Source organism: Streptomyces sp. NPDC037290 (assembly GCF_055603245.1).
The window spans coordinates 199,142-221,479 of the sequence record NZ_JBVJVZ010000010.1 but is presented as its reverse complement, the minus strand read 5'-3'; the positions used below and the strand labels follow the sequence as shown (position 1 = coordinate 221,479).

The 22,338-nt window shown below is 71.7% G+C and carries 14 protein-coding genes and 1 pseudogene; 11 read left to right on the top strand and 4 right to left on the bottom strand.

Annotated elements, in window-relative coordinates; genetic code table 11:
• Positions 1 to 65: 65 nt before the first annotated feature.
• Complete coding sequence (locus tag ACZ7HQ_RS30675; protein ID WP_470996983.1) at positions 66 to 3,095, top strand: helix-turn-helix transcriptional regulator; 3,030 nt, start codon at positions 66 to 68, stop codon at positions 3,093 to 3,095.
• Between the two features lie 49 nt (positions 3,096 to 3,144).
• The gene (locus ACZ7HQ_RS30670; protein ID WP_470996758.1) at positions 3,145 to 3,384 is read left to right on the top strand and encodes a DUF6191 domain-containing protein; all 240 of its coding nucleotides are present in this window, start codon (positions 3,145 to 3,147) and stop codon (positions 3,382 to 3,384) included.
• Positions 3,385 to 3,406: 22 nt separating this feature from the next.
• Here the strand turns inward: ACZ7HQ_RS30670 and ACZ7HQ_RS30665 are convergent, their stop codons facing one another.
• Both ACZ7HQ_RS30665 and ACZ7HQ_RS30660 read right to left on the bottom strand, forming a co-directional pair.
• Positions 3,407 to 4,576 (bottom strand): PQQ-dependent sugar dehydrogenase, encoded by a 1,170-nt coding sequence (locus ACZ7HQ_RS30665; RefSeq protein ID WP_470996981.1) that lies wholly within the window; start codon positions 4,574 to 4,576, stop codon positions 3,407 to 3,409.
• Between the two features lie 103 nt (positions 4,577 to 4,679).
• A complete protein-coding gene (locus tag ACZ7HQ_RS30660; RefSeq protein WP_470996755.1) occupies positions 4,680 to 5,678 on the bottom strand; it encodes an aldo/keto reductase in 999 nt (332 codons plus the stop codon).
• 75 nt (positions 5,679 to 5,753) lie between these two features.
• Between ACZ7HQ_RS30660 and ACZ7HQ_RS30655 the strand changes: the two genes are divergently transcribed.
• The 6 genes and pseudogenes from ACZ7HQ_RS30655 (at position 5,754) to serA (ending at position 15,770) form a co-directional block, all read left to right on the top strand.
• Positions 5,754 to 6,707, top strand: a complete 954-nt coding sequence (locus ACZ7HQ_RS30655) for a 2-hydroxyacid dehydrogenase (RefSeq protein WP_470996752.1) — start codon at positions 5,754 to 5,756, stop codon at positions 6,705 to 6,707.
• A gap of 386 nt (positions 6,708 to 7,093) precedes the next feature.
• Positions 7,094 to 10,145 (top strand): annotated as a pseudogene (locus ACZ7HQ_RS30650) (putative bifunctional diguanylate cyclase/phosphodiesterase).
• A 243-nt stretch (positions 10,146 to 10,388) separates the two neighbouring features.
• Complete coding sequence (locus tag ACZ7HQ_RS30645; protein WP_470996749.1) at positions 10,389 to 12,236, top strand: acetolactate synthase large subunit; 1,848 nt, start codon at positions 10,389 to 10,391, stop codon at positions 12,234 to 12,236.
• 21 nt (positions 12,237 to 12,257) lie between these two features.
• Positions 12,258 to 12,782 (top strand): acetolactate synthase small subunit, encoded by a 525-nt coding sequence (gene ilvN, locus ACZ7HQ_RS30640; protein ID WP_030793132.1) that lies wholly within the window; start codon positions 12,258 to 12,260, stop codon positions 12,780 to 12,782.
• Between the two features lie 145 nt (positions 12,783 to 12,927).
• Entirely contained in the window at positions 12,928 to 13,926 is a 999-nt protein-coding gene (gene ilvC / locus ACZ7HQ_RS30635; RefSeq protein WP_470996745.1) for a ketol-acid reductoisomerase, read from the top strand.
• Positions 13,927 to 14,180: 254 nt separating this feature from the next.
• Positions 14,181 to 15,770, top strand: a complete 1,590-nt coding sequence (gene serA, locus ACZ7HQ_RS30630) for a phosphoglycerate dehydrogenase (RefSeq protein ID WP_470996742.1) — start codon at positions 14,181 to 14,183, stop codon at positions 15,768 to 15,770.
• Between the two features lie 108 nt (positions 15,771 to 15,878).
• On the opposite strand, the gene ACZ7HQ_RS30625 is transcribed toward serA, so the two are convergent.
• A complete protein-coding gene (locus ACZ7HQ_RS30625) occupies positions 15,879 to 17,411 on the bottom strand; it encodes an MFS transporter (protein WP_470996740.1) in 1,533 nt (510 codons plus the stop codon).
• 97 nt (positions 17,412 to 17,508) lie between these two features.
• Between ACZ7HQ_RS30625 and ACZ7HQ_RS30620 the strand changes: the two genes are divergently transcribed.
• A complete protein-coding gene (locus ACZ7HQ_RS30620; RefSeq protein WP_470996737.1) occupies positions 17,509 to 18,093 on the top strand; it encodes a TetR/AcrR family transcriptional regulator in 585 nt (194 codons plus the stop codon).
• A gap of 73 nt (positions 18,094 to 18,166) precedes the next feature.
• Here the strand turns inward: ACZ7HQ_RS30620 and ACZ7HQ_RS30615 are convergent, their stop codons facing one another.
• Complete coding sequence (locus tag ACZ7HQ_RS30615) at positions 18,167 to 19,465, bottom strand: PucR family transcriptional regulator (RefSeq protein ID WP_470996734.1); 1,299 nt, start codon at positions 19,463 to 19,465, stop codon at positions 18,167 to 18,169.
• Between the two features lie 164 nt (positions 19,466 to 19,629).
• Here ACZ7HQ_RS30615 and ACZ7HQ_RS30610 point away from each other — a divergent pair, with 164 nt between their 5' ends.
• Positions 19,630 to 20,556, top strand: a complete 927-nt coding sequence (locus ACZ7HQ_RS30610) for a proline dehydrogenase family protein (protein WP_470996731.1) — start codon at positions 19,630 to 19,632, stop codon at positions 20,554 to 20,556.
• Positions 20,557 to 20,594: 38 nt separating this feature from the next.
• A complete protein-coding gene (gene pruA / locus ACZ7HQ_RS30605) occupies positions 20,595 to 22,226 on the top strand; it encodes an L-glutamate gamma-semialdehyde dehydrogenase (RefSeq protein WP_470996728.1) in 1,632 nt (543 codons plus the stop codon).
• The last annotated feature ends 112 nt before the right edge of the window (positions 22,227 to 22,338 follow it).

Genomic DNA, 22,338 nt, shown 5'->3' with positions numbered 1-22,338 from the left:
CCGCCGGTACGACGATCACACCGGACCTGTGGAAAACCGGTGCCCTGCCGTCCGGCCCCCGTGCGATGCTCGGGCCCGTGGAGACCAGGTCCGTCAGTCCCGTGTTCGTCGGCCGTGCCGACGAGTTGGACACCTTGAACGACGCGCTCGCCCGCGCCCGCGCCGGCGAGCCGCAGGCGCTGCTGCTCGGTGGCGAGGCCGGGGTCGGCAAGACCCGCCTCGTCGAGGAGTTCGCCACGGCCGCCGGCCGGCACGCGGTCGTCGCCGTCGGCGGCTGTGTGGAGATCGGCGCCGACGGACTGCCGTTCGCCCCCTTCTCGACCGCGCTGCGCGCGCTGCGCGACGCCCTGCCCGAGGAGTTCGCCGCCGCCGCGCACGGCCAGCAGGAGGAACTGGCCCGCCTCCTGCCCGACCTGGGCGAGGCAGGCGCCGGCCGCCACGACGAGCAGGGCATGGCCCGCCTGTTCGAAATCACCGTCCGCCTGCTCGAAAGGATCGCCGCCGACCGGCCGGTCGTGCTCGTCCTGGAGGACCTGCACTGGGCCGACGCCTCCACCCGCCACCTCCTCGCCTACCTCTTCCGCACCCTGCGCGCAGGCAAGCTCCTCGTCCTCGCCAGCTACCGCTCCGACGACATCCACCGCCGCCACCCGCTGCGCCCCCTGCTCGCCGAACTCGACCGGCTGCGCACCGTCCGCCGCATCGAACTCGGCCGCCTCACACGCGAGGAGGTCGGCCGCCAGATCGCCGGCATCCTCGCCGCCGAACCCGACCCCGCCCAGGTGGACGAGATCTTCGAACGCTCCGACGGCAACGCCTTCTTCGTCGAGGAACTCGCCGTCGCCGCCTGCGACGGCTGCTGCACCGGACTCACCGACTCCCTGCGCGATCTGCTCCTGGTCCGGGTCGAGGCGCTGCCCGAGAGCGCCCAGCGGGTCGCCCGGGTCGTGGCAGAGGGCGGCTCCACCGTGGAGTACCGGCTGATCGCCGCGGTCGTCCGGCTCGGCGAGGACGACCTCATCGAGGCGCTGCGGGCAGCCGTCGGCGCCAACATCCTCACCGTCACGCGCACCGGCGACGGCTACCGCTTCCGGCACTCCCTGGTCCGCGAGGCCGTCGCCGACGACCTGCTGCCCGGCGAACGCTCCCGGCTCAACCGCCGCTACGCCGAAGCCCTGGAGGCCGACCCCACGCTCGTCCCGGCCGACGCGCGCGCGATGCGCCTGGCCAGTTACTGGTACCACGCCCATGACGCAGCCAAGGCCCTGCCCGCCGTCCTGGACGCCTCCGTCGTGGCCCGCCGCCGGCACGCCTACACCGAGCAGCTCGGGCTCCTGGAGCGGGCGATGGAGCTGTGGGACAGCGCCCCGCAGGAGGTGCGCTCCGCCCTGCGCCCGGCCGACTACACCGAGGCATACCCCCCGTGCGGCTGCGACCCCGCCACCACCCCGCTGCGCTGCCTCGACCTGATGGCCGAAGCCGCCGTCGCGGGCCGCTTCGGCGGCGAACGCGAACGCGCGCTGAAGATCACCAAACGGGCCCTGCGCCTCCTCGAGGACGAACCGGACCCCCTGCGCGCCGCCTGGTTCTGGGTACAGCGCTCCCGCCTCGTCCAGGCCCAGGCGCGCGGCGACGGATGGCAGGAGCTGGCCACCGCCCAGGAACTGGTGCGCGGCCTGCCGCCGTCGGCGGTGCACGCCGAGGTCCTCGCGCGGGTCGCCAACTGGTCGATGCTGCACCGGCCCGGAGCCGAGGCCTTCGTCGCCGCCGAGCGGGCCGTGGAGTACGCGCGCATGCTCGGCACCCGCGAGACCGAACTGCACGCGCGCCTCACCCTGGGCGGCCTCATGGTGGACGCAGGCGACGTCGAGGCCGGGCTGGCGCAGATGCGGCAGGTCAAGGAGGACGCCCTGACGGAAGGCGTGACCCAGGTCGCGAGCCGCGCCTATGTGAACCTGCCGTCCGAGCTGAGCGGCGTCGGCCGCACCCGGGAAGCCGCACAGCTCCTGCGCGAAGGCATCGCCTTCACCCGCCGGTACGGACTCCTCGACTCCGAGGCGTGGGTGTGGGGCAACCTCTCCCACGCGTTGTACGTGCTCGGCGAGTGGGAGGAGGCGGCCGAGGCCGCCGCCCACGCCACCCGGGTCGGCCACAGCGCCAGACCCCGCGGCGCGGGCGCCCTCAAGCTGGCCCGCCTGGCCCTGGCCCGCGGCGACCTCGCGCAGGCCGCCCGGCAACTCGCCTCCACCCGCGCCCACTACGGCGTGCTCAACCCCATGCCCCAGCAGTGGCTGCCCGTGGCACGGGTCGCCCTCGGCATCGCCGCCGCGGAGGGCCGGATCCTCGACGCCCGCGCCGAACTGCAGGCGGTCCTGGAAGCCGGTTTCCCGCCCGGCACCCACCGCGGCACCTGGCCCCTGCTGCTGGCCGCCGCCCGCGCGGAGGCCGACGCCCGGGCCCTGCCCGCCGCCGCGCCCGGCCGCGCCGAGACCCTGCACCGCCTGAGCGAGGCCGCCCGGGGACTCACCACCGGCATACCCCTGTGGGAGGCCTACGAGCAGTGGACCCGCGCCGAGTTGCACCGGGCCGAGGGCCGGGACACCGCCGACGCCTGGTCACGGGTGGTGGCCGCGTTCGAGTGCCTGGACCGCCCGTACGACCTCGCCCGGCTGCGCCACCGCCTCGCCGAGTCCCTGCTCGCCGACGGCGGCGAGGACGAGCGCTGCCGCGCCACCGAACTGCTCCGGCTGGCCGGGGCGGTCGCCGACCACCTCGGCGCCCGCCCGCTTGCCGACGCCGTCACCCGGCTCGCCCAGCGCGCCCGCCTCAGCCCACGCCGGGCCCTCGCACCCGTCGACCCGGTCACGGCCCTCGGCCTCACCAGCCGGGAACGGGACGTGCTCCGCCTGGTCTCGGACGGCCGCACCAACCGCCAGATCGCCGAGGAACTGTTCATCTCCCCGAAGACCGCGAGTGTTCACGTCTCCAACATCCTGAGCAAGCTGGGCGTCTCGGGCCGGGGAGAGGCAGCCGCGATGGCGCACCGGCTGGAGCTGTTCCCGGCCGACCCGCTCACTGCCGGTACGGCGGGCTGAGACCTACGCTGGAGAAAAGCCGTGAAGGGGAGAAGCGGGGGGAGAGGCCGTGTTCAACGCCTTCGAGGAACTGTTCGCACCCGGCCGCAAACACACCCGGGACGAGCAGAACCGGCTCGAGCTGACCCGCGAGGACGTCGGCGACAACGACCCTGGACGGGGCCCCATCGACCTGGCGTCCGGGAAGGCCGTCATACGACTGCCGGAACCGCCGCCGGCCGCCGCGGAGCCGGAGCCGACCCCGGGAGAGGGCCCGGAAGGGGAGCCGGGGGGACGGGAGGAGGCGTGAGCGGCCGGGCGGGCGCCGAGCGCTAGGCCACCTGCACCTCCAGCACCCGGTCGTCCCCCGGCTTCGGCCGTCCCCGGCCGTCCGTGTTGCTCGTCACCAGCCACACCTTGTCGCCACCCGCCGCGACCACCGTCCGCAGCCGGCCGTACGTCCCGGTGAGGAAGGCCTGCGGTGCCGCCGAGGCCTCCGTGCCCCGCAGCGGGATGCGCCACAGGCGCTGACCCTTCAGGCCGGCCATCCAGATCACGCCCTTCACCCAGGCGATGCCGCTGGGGGAGGCGTCGTCGGTGTGCCACTGGGCCAGCGGGTTCTGGAAGGCGGCATCCGAGGACCTGCCCTCGGCCTTCGGCCAGCCGTAGTCCCCGCCCGGCTTGACCGCGTTCAGCTCGTCCCAGGTGTCCTGCCCGAACTCCGAGGCGAACAGGCGCTGTCTGTCGTCCCAGGCCAGGCCCTGGACGTTGCGGTGGCCGTACGAGTACACCGGGGAGTGGGGGAAGGGGTTGCCCGGAGCCGGTTCGCCCTCCGGGGTCAGACGCAGGATCTTGCCGCCGAGGGACTGCCTGTCCTGGGCGAGCCCCCGCCTGCCGCTGTCGCCGGTGCCCGCGTACAGCATGCCGTCCGGGCCGAAGGCGATACGGCCGCCGTTGTGGACGGCGCCCTTGGGGATGCCCTTGAACACCGTGTCGGGGGCGCCCAGTTGCTCACCGGCCGGCTTTCGCTCGTCGTACAGCATGCGGACGATGCGGTTGTCCGAGGCGGAGGTGAAGTAGGCGTAGATCATGTGGTCCGAGGCGTGGTCGGGGGAGAGGGCGATGCCCAGCAGACCGCCCTCGCCGGCCGGCGAGACCCCGGAGACCTTGCCCAGCTCGGTCCTGCGGCCCGTCCGCTCGTCGATCCGGGTGATCGTCCCGTCGTCCCGGGAGGAGACCAGCAGGGCGCCGTCCGGCAGCGGTGCCAGCCCCCAGGGTGTCTTCAGCCCCTCGGCCACGGTGCGCAGCACCTTCACCGAGCCCCTGGCCGGCGGGGCCGGCTCGGCGGCCCGGCCGGAGGAGGGTGTGCCCGCTGCCGTACCCGTGGGGGGTGTCCCTCCGGCGCCGTTCGGGAAGCCCCCTCCGCCGGAGGAACAGCCGGCCGTCAGCAGGAGGGCGGCCAGGGCCAACACGGCCGGCACAGCTCGACGTTGCACGATCATGGTCCCTTCGAAGGGGTGATCCAGCGGCGGGTGGGTGATGCCCACTCGTCCAGCATCGCCTGTCCGCCCGCGTCCCGACGCCCGTTCCCTCCCCCCGGTCCCCTCAGTCCCACGACCCCCGTGCCGCCGGCAGCCGGGAGATCTCCGTCAGGTCCTCCCGGGTCAGGTGAAGGCCGGCCGCCGTCGCGTTCTCCGCGGCCCAGCGTTCCCGCTTCGTGCCCGGAAGGGCGATCACATGGCGGCCCTGGGCCAGGACCCAGGCCAGGGCGACCTGCGCCGGGGTGACGTGCTCGCCGTGGCGGAGGGCGATCCGGCGCAGGCCCGCGACGATCGGCTGGTTGGCCGCCATCATCTCGGCCGTGAAACGGGGATGGCGAGCGCGCAGGTCGTCCGGTTCGAAGCCCTCGCCCGGGGTCAGCGTGCCGGTCAGGAAGCCGTTGCCCAGCGGCATCGCCGCGAGAAACCCCACACCCCGGGCCTCGCACCAGGGCAGCAGCGCCCGCAGCGCCTCCTGCGACCACACCGACAGCTCCGCCTCCACCGCGGCCACCGGGAAGACCTGCTGCACCCGCTGCAACTGGCGCAGGGTCGTGTCGTGCAGTCCGGCCCCGGAGCGCCGGCCGCCGCGCGCGCCCATGGCACACAGGCCCAGCGCCCTCACCTTGCCCGCCCGGACGAGGTCCGCCATCGCGCCCCAGGTCTCCTCGACCGGGACCTCGGGGTCGGCGCGGTGCAGCTGGTAGAGGTCGATCACGTCCGTCTGCAGACGCCGCAGCGAGGCGTCGCAGGCCCGTTTCACGTATCCGGGGCGGCCGTTGGCCACGATGTGCTGCTCACCCACCAGCAGCCCCACCTTCGTCGACACGAAGGCCTCCCGGCGCCGCTCCTTCAGCACCCGCCCCAGCAGCAGCTCATTGGTGAACGGGCCGTACATGTCCGCCGTGTCCAGGAGGGTCGAACCCAGGTCCAGCGCCCGGTGCGCGGTTCTGAGCGACTCGTCGCCCCGCTGCCTCGACCCGCTGTACCCCCAGCTCATCGGCATGCACCCGAGTCCGACGGCCCCCACCGCGAGCGCCCCCGCGCCGATCGTCCTGCGCTCCACCTGCTCGTGAACCTCCCTCTGCCCGGCCCCCAACCTAACCTCTGCACCCGCGCGTACCTGACATAGCCTCCATGCATGACAGCTGACGTGTGGCTTCCCATCGCGCCGGAGGAGATCGAGGGGCTTCCCGAAGGGCCCCGGTACCTGTTCTGGGACGGCGGCGCCGACGGTGACCAGGAGTTTCCCGGCGACCCCGCGGACTGTGTCCTGTACGTGGTGCCGTACATGAAGCGCGGGCCGGTCAAGGTGCGTCCGCTCGAGCACCTGACCCACGTGCAGGTCATCCAGACGCTGACGGCCGGGGTCGACGACGTCACCGCGCGGCTCTCGTCCATCCGGCCGGGCGTGCGGCTGTGCAACGCACGGGGCGTGCACGAGACGAGCACCGCCGAACTCGCGCTCACCCTGACCCTCGCCTCCCTGCGCGGCATCCCCCAGTTCGTCAGGGCACAGCAAGAGGGGCTCTGGCGGAGCGAGTTCCATCCGTCCCTCGCCGACAAGAGCGTGCTCATCGTCGGCTACGGCGCCATCGGCGCCGCCATCGAGGACCGGCTCGCGCCCTTCGAGCTCGCGCGGGTGGCGCGCGTGGCGCGCTCCTCGCGCACCACGGCGCGCGGTCCGGTGCATCCGCTCACCGAATTGCCCTCCCTGCTTCCACACGCTGACGTCGTGATCCTCTCCACGCCCTTGACGGAGGAGACGAGGGGCCTGGTGGACGCCGCTTTCCTGGGCCGGATGAAGGACGGCGCGCTGCTCGTGAACGTCGCCCGCGGACCCGTCGTCGACACCAAGGCACTGCTCATGGAGCTGGAGAGCGGCCGGATCGGTGCGGCCCTCGACGTGACGGATCCCGAGCCGCTGCCGCCGGGACATCCCTTGTGGCAGGCGCCCGGCGTGCTCATCAGCCCGCACGTGGGCGGCCCCAGTTCGGCCTTCCTGCCGCGCGCCAAGCGGCTGCTGACGGACCAGCTGACCCGGTTCGTGAACCACGAGCCGCTGCGCAACGTGATCCTCACGACGGGGTCGTAGCCCACGGTTCCGGCACCCTCCGCAACCCCTCGGGCGCGGCGCGTACCCGCATCCTCCCTGGTCGTCACGGAGCGTAGAGAAGCTATGTCCCTGAGTGACGATCCTGGTGTATCGTCCCGACAGGGGCTGCGCCGCTGACCGTTCGGCGCCGGGGATGGACATTCAGATCTGTGAGGGGGGCGACGGGCGATGCACGGCCTATGGACGAACGATCCGACGCGGCGGAGCCGCCGACGGCGGCCCTGGCGCACGGCCACGCGCAGACGCGGCCATCACACCAGCCACCACAGTCACCAGCAGCGCAGGCACAGCGGTCGCAGGAGGCAGGGGCACCCAGCGCACCGGGACCGCCGGGACGCGGGAGCGGCGCAGACGGGGAGGCCCCGGTGAGTGCGCCGCCCTCTGTGACGACCGCCCTGGACGCAGCGGTGCGCGCCTCCCGCCCGCAGCAGGCGCCGCGCCGCCGGCAGGCCGTCGGCGAGGGCACGCGCGCGATGGAGCAACTCGTCCTCGCCCTGGTCTGCGCGGCCTACGCCGTCGGGGCCGCGTTCGCCTGGGGCACTGACGAAGTCGCACTGATCATGGGTGACTTCGGGCTGAGCGCCGCGGCGGGCACCGCCGCCGTCTCCTGCTTCCTGTACGCCCGCAGTCCGCGCGTCCGCTTCCGTTCGGCCTGGCTGCTGTTCGCCCTCTCCTCGACGATGGCGGCCCTCGGCAACGCGGTCTGGGGATGGTACGAGGTCGTCCTCGGACAGCCCGTGCCCAGCCCCAGCTACGCCGACCTGTTCTTCCTGTGCTTCGCACCGCCCGCCATCGTGGGCCTGCTGGTGCTCGCCAAACGGCCGGTGACCAAGGCCGGCTGGATCTGTCTGGCGCTGGACGCCTGGCTGATCGGCGGCTCGCTGCTCACCCTGTCGTGGAGTCTCGCGCTCGCCCAGGCGGCCCGGTTCGACGGACCGAGCGTCGCGCACACCGCGCTGTCGCTGGCGTACCCGCTGCTCGACATCGCGCTCGTCAGCATGGTGCTCGCGCTGCACTTCCGCCGCACACCGGGCAACCGCACCGCCGTGAACACGGCGATCGGCGCGCTCGCGGTGACCGTGATGTGCGACGCGCTGTTCACCTCGCCGCTGCTGCACAGCAGTTACCGGTCCGGGCAGCTGCTGGACGCCGGCTGGTTCGCCGGTTCGCTGCTGCTCGCCTACGCCCCCTGGGCCGCGCCCCGCGCCAAGGGCGCGCAGGAGGCGCACGTGCCGGACGGTCACACGCGCGTGGTCCACGAGCACCTGCCCGGACAGCGCGGCACGGGCCACCACCCCGTGTCCGTGCCCGCCCCGGGAGGTGAGCACAGCCGGTACCCGGCCGGCCGGCCGCTGGCCGGTTCCCTCGCCGCCCTCACCCCGTACCTCGCCGCCGCCGTGTGCACCCTGGGCATCCTGTACAACGTCCTCAACGGCCGCCGGCCCGACCACGTCGTGCTGATCACCGCGGGGTGCGTCGTGCTCGCGCTCGTCATCCGGCAGGGCATCATGCTGCTGGACAACATCACCCTCACCCAGGAGCTGGCGCAGAAGGAGAACCACTTCCGCTCCCTGGTGCAGGGCTCCAGCGACGTCATCATGATCGCCGCGCCCAACGGCGTCCTGCGGTACGTCTCCCCGGCCGCCGCCGGGGTCTACGGCCGGCCCGCCGAGGACCTGGTGGGCAGCGAGCTGGCCAGTCTCATCCACCCGGAGGACCTGGGCTGCGTGGTGCACGAGGTGCGCCGCTTCCTCGCCGCCAGCCCGCTGGAGGAACCCACCACCCGCATCGAGTGCCGCTTCCGGTCCGGCGAGGGCGGCTGGCTCAACGTGGAGTCGACGGTCAACCGCCACCACGGCGGGCTGATCTTCAACAGCCGGGACGTGACCGAAAGGGTGCGTCTGCAGGCCCAGTTGCAGCACAACGCCGAGCACGACCCGCTGACCGACCTGCCCAACCGCGCGCTGTTCACCCGGCGGGTGCAACAGGCCCTGTCCGGCCGCCGGGCCACCGACCGGGGCGCCGCCCTGCGCAACACGGCCGTGCTCTTCATCGACCTGGACGGCTTCAAGGCCGTCAACGACACGATCGGGCACCAGGCCGGGGACGAGCTGCTGGTCCAGGCCGCCCGCCGGCTCCAGGACGCGGTCCGGCAGGGGGACACCGCGTCCCGGCTGGGCGGCGACGAGTTCGCGGCCCTGATCGTCGGGGACGGCACCCGGGACCGTGCCGCGAGGGAGCGGAACATCCTGGAGCTCGCCGAGCGCCTCCGGGTGACCCTCTCCCAGCCGTACCCGATCGACGGCAACGACGTCCGGGTCAACGCCTCCATCGGTGTCGCCTTCGCCGAGCAGGGCCTCGGCGCGGGCGAGCTGCTGCGCAACGCCGACCTCGCGATGTACCGCGCGAAAGCGGCCGGAAAGGGCCGGGTCGAGCTGTACAAGCCGCAGATGCAGCAGGACGTCGTACGCAAGGCGGAGCTGGCCACCCGGCTGCGTGCCGCGCTGCACGACGGCGAGTTCGCGCTGCTGCACCAGCCGGTGGTGTGCCTGGAGGCCGGCCGGATCACGGCCGTGTCGGCGCAGGCGCGCTGGCGCTCCTCGCAGGGGGTGCTGTTCACCCCGGCCGAGTTCCTGCGGGTGGCCGAGGACGGCGACAAGACCGCCGAGCTGGACCGCTGGATCCTGCAGGAGGCCGTCGAACAGGCCGCCGAGCGGGCCGCGACCGGGCTCGTCGTACCGGTGGTCGTCCGGATGAGCGCCCGGCGGCTGCTGGACCGCTCGATGCCGCTCGGCTCCGTGGAGGCGCTGCTCACCCGGCACGGGCTGCCGCCCGGCGCGCTGGTCCTCGAGCTGTCCGACACCGATCCGCGGCTCCCCCTGGACGAGCTGGAGCGCCGCCTTGCCGCGCTCAGCCGGCTGGGGGTGCGGATCGCGCTGGACGGCTTCGGCAGCGGCTACGCGGCCATCACGGCCCTGAGGAGGCTCCCGGTGGACGTCCTGAAACTCGACCGCGGTCTGGTCGAGGGCGTCGTGGAGTCCGCGCGGCTGCACAAGATCACCAGCGGTCTGCTGCGGATCGCCGGCGATCTCGGGCTCCAGTCCGTCGCCGAGGGCGTGGACCTGCCGGAGCAGGTCGTGGCGCTGCGCGCGATGGGCTGCACGCACGGACAGGGCATGGCGTTCGCCGGGCCGCTGGACGAGTACCGGCTGCGCCGGGCGCTCGGATCCGGCCACTATCCGGTGCCGCACGCACCGGCCGAACCGGCGTTCGCGGGCGGGGCGCCGACCGCTGCGCCCCGGGCGTGAACGGGCCGCGGAGAACGGCGCGCGGGTGTAGACAGGGAGTGTGCAGGCTGTCCTGGGAGGTGGCGGTGTCCTTCGCTCACATAATGAGACGCGCGTCCCACCCACTTGACACGTGGTGTGCGCCGGGGGGAGGGTCAGTGCCATGCGCACCCGAATTCTCGTACTTGGACAGCGCGTCGGCTGAGCTGGGACCCACCGGAGGACGATCCGGAACGCCCAGCGACCACACCGGCGCGCTCCCCTCGCTTGCCTTGCGGCACGAGGGGTTTTTTGTTGCACGAGTGCCGCTCGTGCAGCGCTTGAACTCCGCACAAACCTCGCAAAAACCCTCAGCATCGAGAAGAGAATGCCGATGACCGAGCAGGCCACCGGGGCCCATCCGCAGCCGCGGCCCCGATCCGGAGGACAGCAGTCCGCCCCCGTCGAGCACGTCACGGGTGCGCAGTCCCTCATCCGCTCCCTCGAGGAGGTCGGCGCGGACACGGTATTCGGCATTCCCGGCGGTGCGATCCTCCCGGCGTACGACCCCCTGATGGACTCCACCCGGGTCCGCCATGTGCTGGTCCGCCACGAGCAGGGCGCCGGCCACGCGGCCACCGGCTACGCACAGGCCACCGGCAAGGTCGGCGTCTGCATGGCGACGAGCGGCCCCGGTGCCACCAACCTGGTGACGCCGATCGCCGACGCGCACATGGACTCCGTTCCGCTGGTCGCGATCACCGGCCAGGTCGCCTCGAAGTCGATCGGCACGGACGCCTTCCAGGAGGCGGACATCGTCGGCATCACCATGCCGATCACCAAGCACAACTTCCTCGTCACCAAGGCCGAGGACATCCCGCGGGTCATCGCGCAGGCGTTCCACATCGCCTCCACCGGCCGCCCGGGACCGGTCCTGGTCGACATCGCCAAGGACGCCCTGCAGGCGAAGACGACCTTCTCCTGGCCGCCCACCATGGACCTGCCCGGCTACCGCCCGGTGACCAAGCCGCACGCCAAGCAGATCCGCGAGGCCGCCAAGCTGATCACCTCCGCCAAGCGGCCCGTCCTCTACGTCGGCGGCGGCGTCCTCAAGGCACACGCCACCGCGGAGCTGAAGGTCCTCGCCGAGCTCACCGGCGCGCCCGTCACCACGACCCTGATGGCGCTCGGCGCGTTCCCCGACAGCCACCCGCTGCACGTGGGAATGCCGGGCATGCACGGTGCGGTCGCCGCCGTCACCGCGCTGCAGAAGGCCGACCTGATCGTCGCCCTCGGCGCCCGCTTCGACGACCGCGTCACCGGCAAGCTGGACAGCTTCGCCCCGTACGCCAAGATCGTCCACGCCGACATCGACCCGGCCGAGATCGGCAAGAACCGGGCCGCGGACGTGCCGATCGTCGGCGACGCCCGTGAGGTCATCGCCGACCTGGTCCAGGCGGTGCAGAAGGAGCACGGCGAGGGCCACCAGGGTGACTACACCGCCTGGTGGAGCGACCTGAACCGCTGGCGCGAGACCTACCCGCTCGGCTACGACCAGCCCGAGGACGGCTCGCTCTCGCCGCAGCAGGTCATCGAGCGCATCGGCCAACTCGCCCCCGAGGGCACGATCTTCGCCGCGGGCGTCGGCCAGCACCAGATGTGGTCCGCGCACTTCATCCAGTACGAGAAGCCGGCCACCTGGCTGAACTCCGGCGGCGCCGGGACGATGGGTTACGCGGTCCCGGCCGCCATGGGCGCCAAGGCCGGGCAGCCGGAGCAGACCGTCTGGGCGATCGACGGCGACGGCTGCTTCCAGATGACCAACCAGGAACTGACCACCTGCGCGCTGAACAACATCCCGATCAAGGTCGCCATCATCAACAACGGCGCGCTCGGCATGGTCCGCCAGTGGCAGACCCTGTTCTACAACCAGCGCTACTCCAACACCGTGCTGCACTCCGGCCCCGACGACATCAACCCGGAGGCCAAGGGCACGCGCGTGCCGGACTTCGTGAAGCTGTCCGAGGCTATGGGCTGCGTGGGCCTGCGCTGCGAGCGCCCGGAGGACCTGGACAAGGTCATCGAGGAGGCGAACTCCATCAACGACCGCCCGGTCGTCGTCGACTTCGTCGTCCACGAGGACGCGATGGTCTGGCCGATGGTCGCCGCCGGCACCTCCAACGACGAGATCATGGCCGCCCGGGACGTCCGCCCCGACTTCGGCGACAACGAAGACGACTGAGCGAGAGAGACGTAAAAGACCATGTCCAAGCACACGCTCTCCGTCCTGGTGGAGAACACCCCGGGCATCCTGGCCCGCATCGCCGCCCTGTTCTCGCGGCGCGGCTTCAACATCGACTCGCTCGCGGTCGGCGTCACCGAGCACCCGGACATCTCCCGCATCACCATCGTGGTGAACGTCGAGGACCTGCCCCTGGAGCAGGTGACCAAGCAGCTCAACAAGCTCGTCAACGTGCTGAAGATCGTCGAGCTGGAGCCCGGGCAGGCCGTCCAGCGCGAACTGGTCCTCGTGAAGGTCCGCGCCGACAACGAGACCCGCTCCCAGATCGTGGAGATCGTCCAGCTGTTCCGCGCCAAGACCGTCGACGTCTCCCCGGAGGCCGTCACGATCGAGGCCACCGGTTCGAGTGACAAGCTGTCCGCGATGCTCAAGATGCTCGAGCCGTACGGCATCAAGGAACTGGTGCAGTCCGGCACGATCGCGATCGGCCGCGGCGCCCGTTCGATCACCGACCGCTCGCTTCGCGCGCTCGACCGAACCGCGTAAAGCTGAACTCGAGCGAACCGCGCAAGGCTGGAACCGGGCGGTCGGCGACGACCCGTCCGCCCGGATGCCGAGATCGAGAAACTTCCCTTCCCCTCACCGGCATACGGTGGGACGCACAACCTGCACACCAAGGAGAGAACCCAAAGTGGCCGAGCTGTTCTACGACGCTGACGCCGACCTGTCCATCATCCAGGGCCGCAAGGTCGCGGTCATCGGCTACGGCAGCCAGGGCCACGCCCACGCGCTGTCGCTGCGTGACTCCGGTGTCGACGTGCGTGTCGGTCTGCACGAGGGCTCGAAGTCCAAGGCGAAGGCCGAGGAGCAGGGTCTGCGCGTGGTGACCCCGGCCGAGGCCGCCGCCGAGGCCGACGTCATCATGATCCTCATCCCGGACCCGATCCAGGCCCAGGTCTACGAGGAGTCCATCGCCCCGAACCTGAAGGACGGCGACGCGCTCTTCTTCGCCCACGGCTTCAACATCCGCTTCGGCTTCATCAAGCCCCCGGCCGGCGTCGACGTCGCCCTGGTCGCCCCGAAGGGCCCGGGCCACCTGGTGCGCCGTCAGTACGAGGAGGGCCGCGGCGTCCCGGCGATCGCCGCCGTCGAGCAGGACGCCACCGGCAACGCCTTCCCGCTGGCCCTGTCGTACGCCAAGGCCATCGGCGGCACCCGCGCCGGTGTCATCAAGACGACCTTCACCGAGGAGACCGAGACCGACCTGTTCGGCGAGCAGGCCGTGCTCTGCGGTGGCACCTCCGCCCTGGTCAAGGCCGGCTTCGAGACCCTGGTCGAGGCGGGCTACCAGCCGGAGATCGCCTACTTCGAGTGCCTGCACGAGCTGAAGCTGATCGTGGACCTCATGTACGAGGGCGGCCTGGAGAAGATGCGCTGGTCCGTCTCCGAGACCGCCGAGTGGGGCGACTACGTCACCGGCCCGCGCATCATCACCGACGCCACCAAGGCCGAGATGAAGAAGGTCCTCGCCGAGATCCAGGAGGGCTCCTTCGCCCAGAACTGGATGGACGAGTACCACGGCGGTCTGAAGAAGTACAACGAGTACAAGCAGCAGGACTCCGAGCACCTGCTGGAGACCACCGGCAAGCAGCTGCGGAAGCTGATGAGCTGGGTGAACGAGGAGGCGTAAGCCTCAGGTCAGGGGGTCGGGGCGCACTGCTCCGGCCCCCTGTTCCACAACCGCCGGGAGGACTACAAAATGTAGTTTCTCGTCCGGGTGATACTTCCGCGGTGGCGCAAAGCGACGATCGCCGCGCCACTAGACTGCTGCACAACATACGCGTCAGGCCCACAGCGTCGTGCGTCTTCCGCGGCTAGCCCCCCTCCTCCGCCTGCGGCCGTCGGGACGGCCGTCCGCATGCTCTGGACTTGTGAGGACCTCACGTGAGCTCGAAACCTGTCGTACTCATCGCTGAAGAGCTGTCGCCCGCGACCGTGGACGCACTCGGCCCGGACTTCGAGATCCGGCACACCAACGGAGCCGACCGAGCCGAACTGCTCCCCGCCATCGCCGATGTCGACGCGATCCTGATCCGCTCCGCGACCAAGGTCGACGCCGAGGCCATCGCCGCCGCGAAGAAGCTCAAGGTCGTCGCGCGCGCCGGCGTCGGCCTGGACAACGTCGACGTCTCCGCCGCCACCAAGGCCGGCGTGATGGTCGTCAACGCCCCCACCTCCAACATCGTGACCGCCGCCGAGCTGGCCTGCGGTCTGCTCCTCGCCTCCGCCCGCAACATCCCGCAGGCCAACGCCGCGCTGAAGAACGGCGAGTGGAAGCGCAGCAAGTACACGGGTGTCGAGCTGGCCGAGAAGACCCTCGGCGTCGTCGGCCTCGGCCGTATCGGCGCCCTGGTCGCCCAGCGGATGTCCGCCTTCGGCATGAAGGTCGTCGCCTACGACCCCTACGTGCAGCCCGCGCGGGCCGCGCAGATGGGCGTGAAGGTGCTGTCCCTGGACGAGCTGCTGGAGGTCTCCGACTTCATCACCGTCCACCTGCCCAAGACCCCCGAGACCCTCGGCCTCATCGGCGACGAGGCGCTGCGCAAGGTCAAGCCGAGCGTGCGCATCGTCAACGCCGCGCGCGGCGGGATCGTCGACGAGGCGGCGCTGTACGCGGCGCTGAAGGAGGGCCGGGTCGCCGGCGCCGGCCTCGACGTGTACGCCAAGGAGCCGTGCACCGACTCGCCGCTGTTCGAGCTGGACCAGGTCGTGTGCACCCCGCACCTCGGCGCCTCCACCGACGAGGCCCAGGAGAAGGCGGGCATTGCGGTCGCCAAGTCCGTCCGGCTCGCCCTCGCCGGTGAACTGGTGCCGGACGCGGTGAACGTCCAGGGCGGTGTCATCGCCGAGGACGTCAAGCCGGGTCTGCCGCTCGCCGAGCGCCTCGGCCGGATCTTCACCGCGCTCGCCGGTGAGGTCGCGCACCGCCTCGACGTCGAGGTCTACGGCGAGATCACCCAGCACGACGTGAAGGTGCTGGAGCTGTCCGCGCTCAAGGGTGTCTTCGAGGACGTCGTCGACGAGACGGTCTCCTACGTCAACGCGCCGCTGTTCGCGCAGGAGCGTGGCGTCGAGGTCCGGCTGACCACCAGCTCCGAGTCGGCCGAGCACCGCAACGTCGTCACCGTGCGCGGCACGCTCGCCGGGGGCGAGGAGGTGTCGGTCTCCGGCACGCTGGCCGGTCCGAAGCACATCCAGAAGATCGTCGCGGTCGGCGACTACGACGTCGACCTCGCGCTCGCCGACCACATGGTCGTCCTGCGCTACGAGGACCGTCCCGGTGTCGTCGGCACCGTCGGCCGCATCCTCGGCGAGGCGGGCATCAACATCGCGGGCATGCAGGTCGCCCGCGCGGCGGTGGGCGGCGAGGCGCTGGCGGTGCTCACCGTCGATGACACGGTGACCGCCGGTGTGCTGGCCGAGGTCGCCTCAGAGATCGGTGCGACGTCCGCCCGCTCGGTGAACCTGGTCTGAGGTTGCCGTCCGGGGGCCGCCGCCCCCAGGCCCCGCTTCGGCCTTGTGGTCCACGAACGCCGGACGGGCTGACTTCCGTCAGCCCGTCCGGCGTTTTCGTGCGCTGCCCTACTTCCCGTCCCCGGCCTCGACCCTGCGCAGGCTCACGGCGGCCCCCACCGCGGCCAGCGCCACCAGAACGGCTCCGGCGATCGCCGCGCCCTGGAACCCGCTGGTGAACGCCTCCCGGGCGGTGGCGACGAGGGACTGACCGGCCCCGCCGGGCAGATGCGCGGCCGTGGCGAGGGCGTCGCCCAGGGTTTCGCGGGCTCCGGCCGGCGCGCTGGACGGCATCTCGTGGCGGTAGATCGCCGTGCCGATGGACCCGAGGACCGCCATGCCGAGCGCGCCGCCGAACTCGGTGCCGGTCTCCAGCAGGGAGGAGGCCGTGCCCGCCCGCTCCACCGGGGTGCTGCTCATGGCCAGGTCGACCAGCTGGGACGTGATCGCGACCATCCCGCAGGCCAGGACGCCGGCCCCGGCGAGCACCAGCCACAGCGAGTCGGTGCCGAGGAGCGCGAGGACGGAGAAGCCGGCCGCCATGGCCGCGAAGCCTCCCGCGACGACGTACGCCCGGTTGACACCCCGCCGGACCAGCTGCGCGGTGACCGGACCGGCGAGTCCGATGAACACCGAGGGCAGCAGGCTCCACAGGGCCGCCGCCAGGGGGCTCTTGCCGAGGACCGACTGCAGGTACTGCGTGGTGAAGATGGCCGAGCCCAGCATGGCGAGGGCGGCGACGAGGTTCAGGACCAGCGCCGGGGCGAAGCCGCGGCCCTTCAGCAGGGCCGGCGGGATCAGCGGCGAGGCGGCCGTGCGCTGCCGGTGGACGAACAGGGCGGTGAAGAGCAGGCCGACGGTGAGGGAGACGACGTACAGCGGGTGCCAGCCCTCGGAGGGGATCTCCTTCAGGCCGTAGATGACGGGCAGCACGGCGGCCATCGACAGCGGGACGCTCACCCAGTCGAAACGGCCCGGGTTCGGGTCCTTCGACTCCGGCAGCAGCACCGGACCGAGGAGCAGCAGGAGCACCATCGCGGGCAGGTTGACCAGGAAGACCGAGCCCCACCAGAAGTGCTCGACGAGGATGCCGCTCATCACCGAGCCGAGGGCGATGCCGCCGGTCATCACGCCGGACCACAGGCCGATCGCCTTCGTCCGCTGGGCGGGGTCGGTGAACATCGTGCGCAGCAGGGCCATCGTGGACGGCATCAGGGTCGCGCCGCCGATGCCGAGGACCGCGCGGGCCGCGATCAGGGTCTCGGCGCTGTTCGCGTAGGCCGCGAGGAGCGAGGCGGTGCCGAAGGCGGCGGCGCCCATGAGGAGGAGCTTGCGGCGGCCGATGCGGTCGCCGAGGGAGCCCATCGTCATCAGCAGGCCGGCCAGGACGAAGCCGTAGATGTCGAAGATCCACAGCTGCTGGGTGCCGCTCGGGTGCAGGTCCGCGCTGATGGCGGGGGTCGCGAAGTACAGGACCGAGACGTCCATCGAGACCAGCAGCAGCGGCAGCATCAGCACGCCCATGGCCGTCCACTCGCGGCGCCCGGCGCGGGCGGGGGTGGCGCTGTCGGCGCCGGCGTTCGTGCTCGTCGGGTTCGTCATGCCAGAGACTGTACAAGCGTCTTAAACGCTTGTCTAGAACGGTTGTATAAGTCATCTGTCTAGGACAGGTGTATGGATCGGCGGTAGGGTGATGCGTATGGGACACCGTGAGGATCTGCTCGAAGGCGCCAAGCGCTGCCTGCTGGAGAAGGGGTTCCTGCGCACGACCGCGCGGGACATCGTCAAGGAGTCGGGCACCAACCTGGCGTCGATCGGCTACCACTACGGGTCGAAGGCCGAGCTGCTGGTGCAGGCCTACATCTCGCTGATCGAAGGCGTGGGGGAGCGGTTCGACCCCGGGCTCGGCGGGAAGGTGACGCAGCCTCCGGGGTCGCTCGAGCGCTTCCAGGAGGTGTGGACGAGCATCATTCGCACGGTGCCCGAGTCGCGGGCGATCTGGCTGCTCAGCTTTGAGCTGATGTTCCAGGACGAGCGGCTGGAGGAAGTGCGCAAACTCCTGGCCGAGGCGCAGAAGGAGGGCCGCGCCGGGCTCGCCGCCATGTTCAGCGGGGTGCCCGAGGCGGAGCTCGACCAGGAGGCGGCCGAGACCGAGGGCCGCCTCTACCAGACGCTGCTCAACGGCCTGATGGTCCAGTGGCTCTTCGACCCGGACTCGGCCACCACCGCCGAGCAGCTGACCGAGGGGCTGCGACGGGTGATCGAGGCAGCGGCGAAGAACTGACCCGAGGGCCGCTGTCGCTCACGCACCGGGCGTGCCCTGCCCCGGGACTCCGGCATGATCCGCCGGACAGGCCCTACAGCCGGGACCGTTTCAGCGCCATGTGCAGCAGCAGCCGGTCCTCCCCGTCGTCCAGGTCCAGGCCGGTCAGCTGTTCCACCCGGGACAGCCGGTAGTAGAGGGTCTGCCGGTGGATGCCCAGCTCCGCCGCCGTCCGTCCGGCCTGGCCCGCGCAGTCCAGGTAGACCTCGGCGGTGCGGGCCAGCTCACGGTGGGCGGGGGAGAGCAGCGGGCCGACCACGACGTCGTGCGCCGCCGCGGGCGGCAGCGCGGTCAGCAGCCGGTACGGGCCGATGCGCGCCCACTCGGCGACCGGCCCGAACCGCGGCTCGGCCAGCGCGGCGCGCGCCGCGGCGACGGCCTCCCGCCAAACCGTCCCCAGCTCGGTGAGACCGGTCCGGGGCTCGCCGACCCCGGCGGCGCACCCGGCACCCGCGGCCGCCCGGCCCGCCCCGGTGAATCCCGCGGCGGCCGCCGCGGCGACCCGGGCCCCCGCCCCCCGCGCCGCGCCTGCCGGCGCCCCCCGGGCCCCCTCGGCCTCCTGCAGCACCCGCGCGGCCGCCGCCAGCGCGGGCGTGCTCGTCTCCGTCGTCCGCAGCCGTACCAGCAGCGCGAGGCTCTGCCCCGACGCCCCCCACGGCAGCGTGCACAGCGCCGCGGTGTGCGGGATCGTGCGGGCGGCCGGTGCGTCGTCCGGGTCGGCCGACGGCCAGGGGGCGACGCACACCAGGGTGACCGGGCCGTCCGCGCGGGCGCCGAGCGCGGTGCGCAGTTCGGCCACCGCCATGTCCTGCTGCCAGCCGCGTTCCGCGGTGAGCACCGCCCGCAGCTCCCGGCTCAGGCCCGCCCCTGCCTCCGCCTCGTCCGCGAGGAGCGCGCCGATCCGGCCGGCCACCCGCATCGCGGCCGCCAACTGCGCGTCCGTCGGCCCCGGATCGCCGTCCAGCAGCCAGACGTAGCCGAGGACCACCCCCCGATGGCGTACCGGCAGGCAGATCCGCCCGCGGTACACCCCGGCCTCCGGGCTCGGCGGGATCCGCACCGGACCGGTCGCGCGGGTGATGCCGAAGCCCTCGAACCACGTCCGGACACCCGCCGTGGAGCGCCGGGTCAGGATCGAGCGGGTGCGCACCGGGTCCAGCGCGGAGGGATCCAGCTCGCCCTCGCTGTCGTACGCGCCGAAGGCGATCAGCTCGAAGTCGCGGTTCTCCAGGGTCGCCGGGACCCCGAGCAGCTCCGAGATCTCGTCCACCAGCTCCTGGTAGTCACCCCTGAACGCCTTGAAATCAGCCGCCACTCGGGCATTCTCCCTCATTTTCCGATGGCCTTCATACATCTGTCTGAGATCCGGGGCACGGATGCGTGACAGCTGTCGATGGCTCACGATCGGAGAGATCCTTAGGTTTCACGGTGGTTCTCCGTGCCGTACCCGAATCGTCGGGTGATGGCCGAATTGGTGCTTGTCTGTGGAGGTGCCCCGTGCTGGGTCCCGTGATTCTCGCCGCGTCGCGCAGCGACCGGATGCGACGCCTGATCTCGGCGGCCCCGGTGACCAAGCAGGTCGTCGACCGCTTCATACCCGGCGAGACGGTGGCCGACATCGTCCCGATCATCAAGGACCTCACGGCCAGGGGCCTGGAGCTGACGATGGACGTCGTCGGCGAGGACATCACGACCCCCGAGCAGGCCACTGCCGCCCGGGACGCCTACCTGGCGCTGATCGACCACCTCAAGGAGCTGGAGCTCGGCGAGAGGGTCGAGATGTCCGTCAAGCTCTCGATGTTCGGCCAGGCGCTGGACGGCGGCCACGAGCTGGCCCTCGCCAACGTCCGCCCGGTCGTCGAGGCCGCCGCCGCCATCGGTACCACCGTGACCCTCGACGCCGAGGACCACACCACCCTCGACTCGATGTTCGCCATCCACGAGGAGCTGCGGAAGGACTTCCCGCAGACCGGCTGCGTCATCCAGGCCTACCTCTTCCGCACCGAGGCCGACGCCCGCCGCCTCGCCGCCGCGGGCAGCCGCGTGCGTCTCGTAAAGGGTGCCTACAAGGAGCCCGCCGAGGTCGCCTACCAGCAGAAGCACGAGATCGACAAGGCGTACGTCCGGATCCTGCGGGTCCTGATGGAGGGCGAGGGGTACCCGATGATCGGGTCCCACGACCCGCGTCTGATCGCCATCGCCCAGGAGCTGGCCCACAAGGCCGGCCGGAAGCCCGACGAGTACGAGTTCCAGATGCTGTACGGCATCCGCAGCGACGAGCACCTGCGGCTGGCCGCCGAGGGCCACCGCATGCGCGTCTACACCGCCTACGGCACCGACTGGTACGGCTACTTCATGCGCAGGCTCGCCGAGAAGCCGGCCAACCTGCGCTTCTTCGTCCGCAGCATGATCACCAAGGGCTAGCCCGAACACCCGCTCACGTACAAGGAGTTACGGATCTCATGGACGCTGTGACCCAGGTCCCCACCCCCGTCAACGAGCCGGTGCACGGCTACGCCCCCGGCTCGCCCGAGCGCGCCCGGCTGGAGACCAAGCTCAAGGAGCTGGCCGAGAACCCGATCGACCTGCCGATGACCATCGGCGGCGAGCAGCGGATGGGCGCCGGCGAGCCGTTCCAGGTGGTCCAGCCGCACAACCACAGGGCCGTCATCGGCACCGGCCGCCACGCCACCCAGCAGGACGCGCGGGACGCCATCGACGCGGCCCTGGCCGCCGCGCCGGCCTGGCGCGCGATGTCCTTCGACGACCGCGCGGCGATCATCCTGCGCGCCGCCGAGTTGCTGGCCGGCCCCTGGCGCGAGACGATCGCCGCCTCCACCATGCTGGGCCAGTCCAAGACCGCCCAGCAGGCCGAGATCGACACGCCCTGTGAGCTGGTCGACTTCTGGCGGTTCAACGTCCACTACGCCCGCCAGATCATCGCCGAGCAGCCCCCGGCGAACTCCCCGGGCGTGTGGAACCGCCTGGACCACCGCCCGCTGGAGGGCTTCGTCTACGCGATCACGCCGTTCAACTTCAGCGCCATCGCGGGCAACCTGCCGACCGCGCCCGCGCTGATGGGCAACGTCGTGGTCTGGAAGCCGTCCCCGACGCAGACCCACGCCGCCGTGCTGCTCATGCGGCTGCTGGAGGAGGCCGGTCTCCCCAAGGGCGTCATCAACCTCGTCACCGGTGACGGCATCGAGGTCTCCAAGGTCGCCCTCGAGCACCGCGACCTGGCCGGCATCCACTTCACCGGTTCGACGAAGACCTTCCAGTACCTGTGGAAGACGGTCGGCGCCAACATCGAGAAGTACCGCTCCTACCCGCGTCTGGTCGGCGAGACCGGCGGCAAGGACTTCCTGGTGGCCCACCCGAGCGCCGACCGCGCGGTGCTGAAGACCGCCCTGACCCGCGGTGCCTTCGAGTACCAGGGCCAGAAGTGCAGCGCGACCTCCCGGGCCTACATCCCGGCGTCGATCTGGAACAGCGGCTTCAAGGAGGAGTTCGCGGCCGAGGTCGACCGCCTGACCATGGGTGACGTCACCGACCTGTCGAACTTCATCGGCGCCGTGATCGACGACCGTGCCTTCGCCAAGAACAAGGCCGCGATCGACCGCGCGAAGTCCGACCCGACCTGCGAGATCGTCGCGGGCGGCAGCTACGACGACTCGGTCGGCTACTTCGTCCGCCCCACGGTCATCGTCTCCACCGACCCGGAGAACGAGATCTTCCGCACGGAGTACTTCGGCCCGGTGCTCGGCGTCCACGTCTACGACGACGAGAAGTACGACGAGATGCTGGAGCAGATGGAGTCGGTCTCCGACTACGCCCTCACCGGCTCGGTCATCTCCAATGACCGCGCCGCGGCGGCGTACACGATGGAGAAGCTGCGCTACGCGGCCGGCAACTTCTACATCAACGACAAGTCGACCGGCGCCGTCGTCGGCCAGCAGCCCTTCGGCGGCGGCCGTGCCTCCGGCACCAACGACAAGGCCGGCGCCCCGCAGAACCTGCTGCGCTGGACCCTGACCCGCGCCATCAAGGAGACGCTGGTCGCGCCGACCGACTACACCTACCCGCACATGGGCTGACCCTCAGCCCCCCGAGCGACGGGCCGGGAAGCCTGACACAGAGCAGGCTTCCCGGCCCGTTTCCAACTCCCTCCGTCACACTGATCCCCCTGGTGCTGTGCCACGGCGGCCC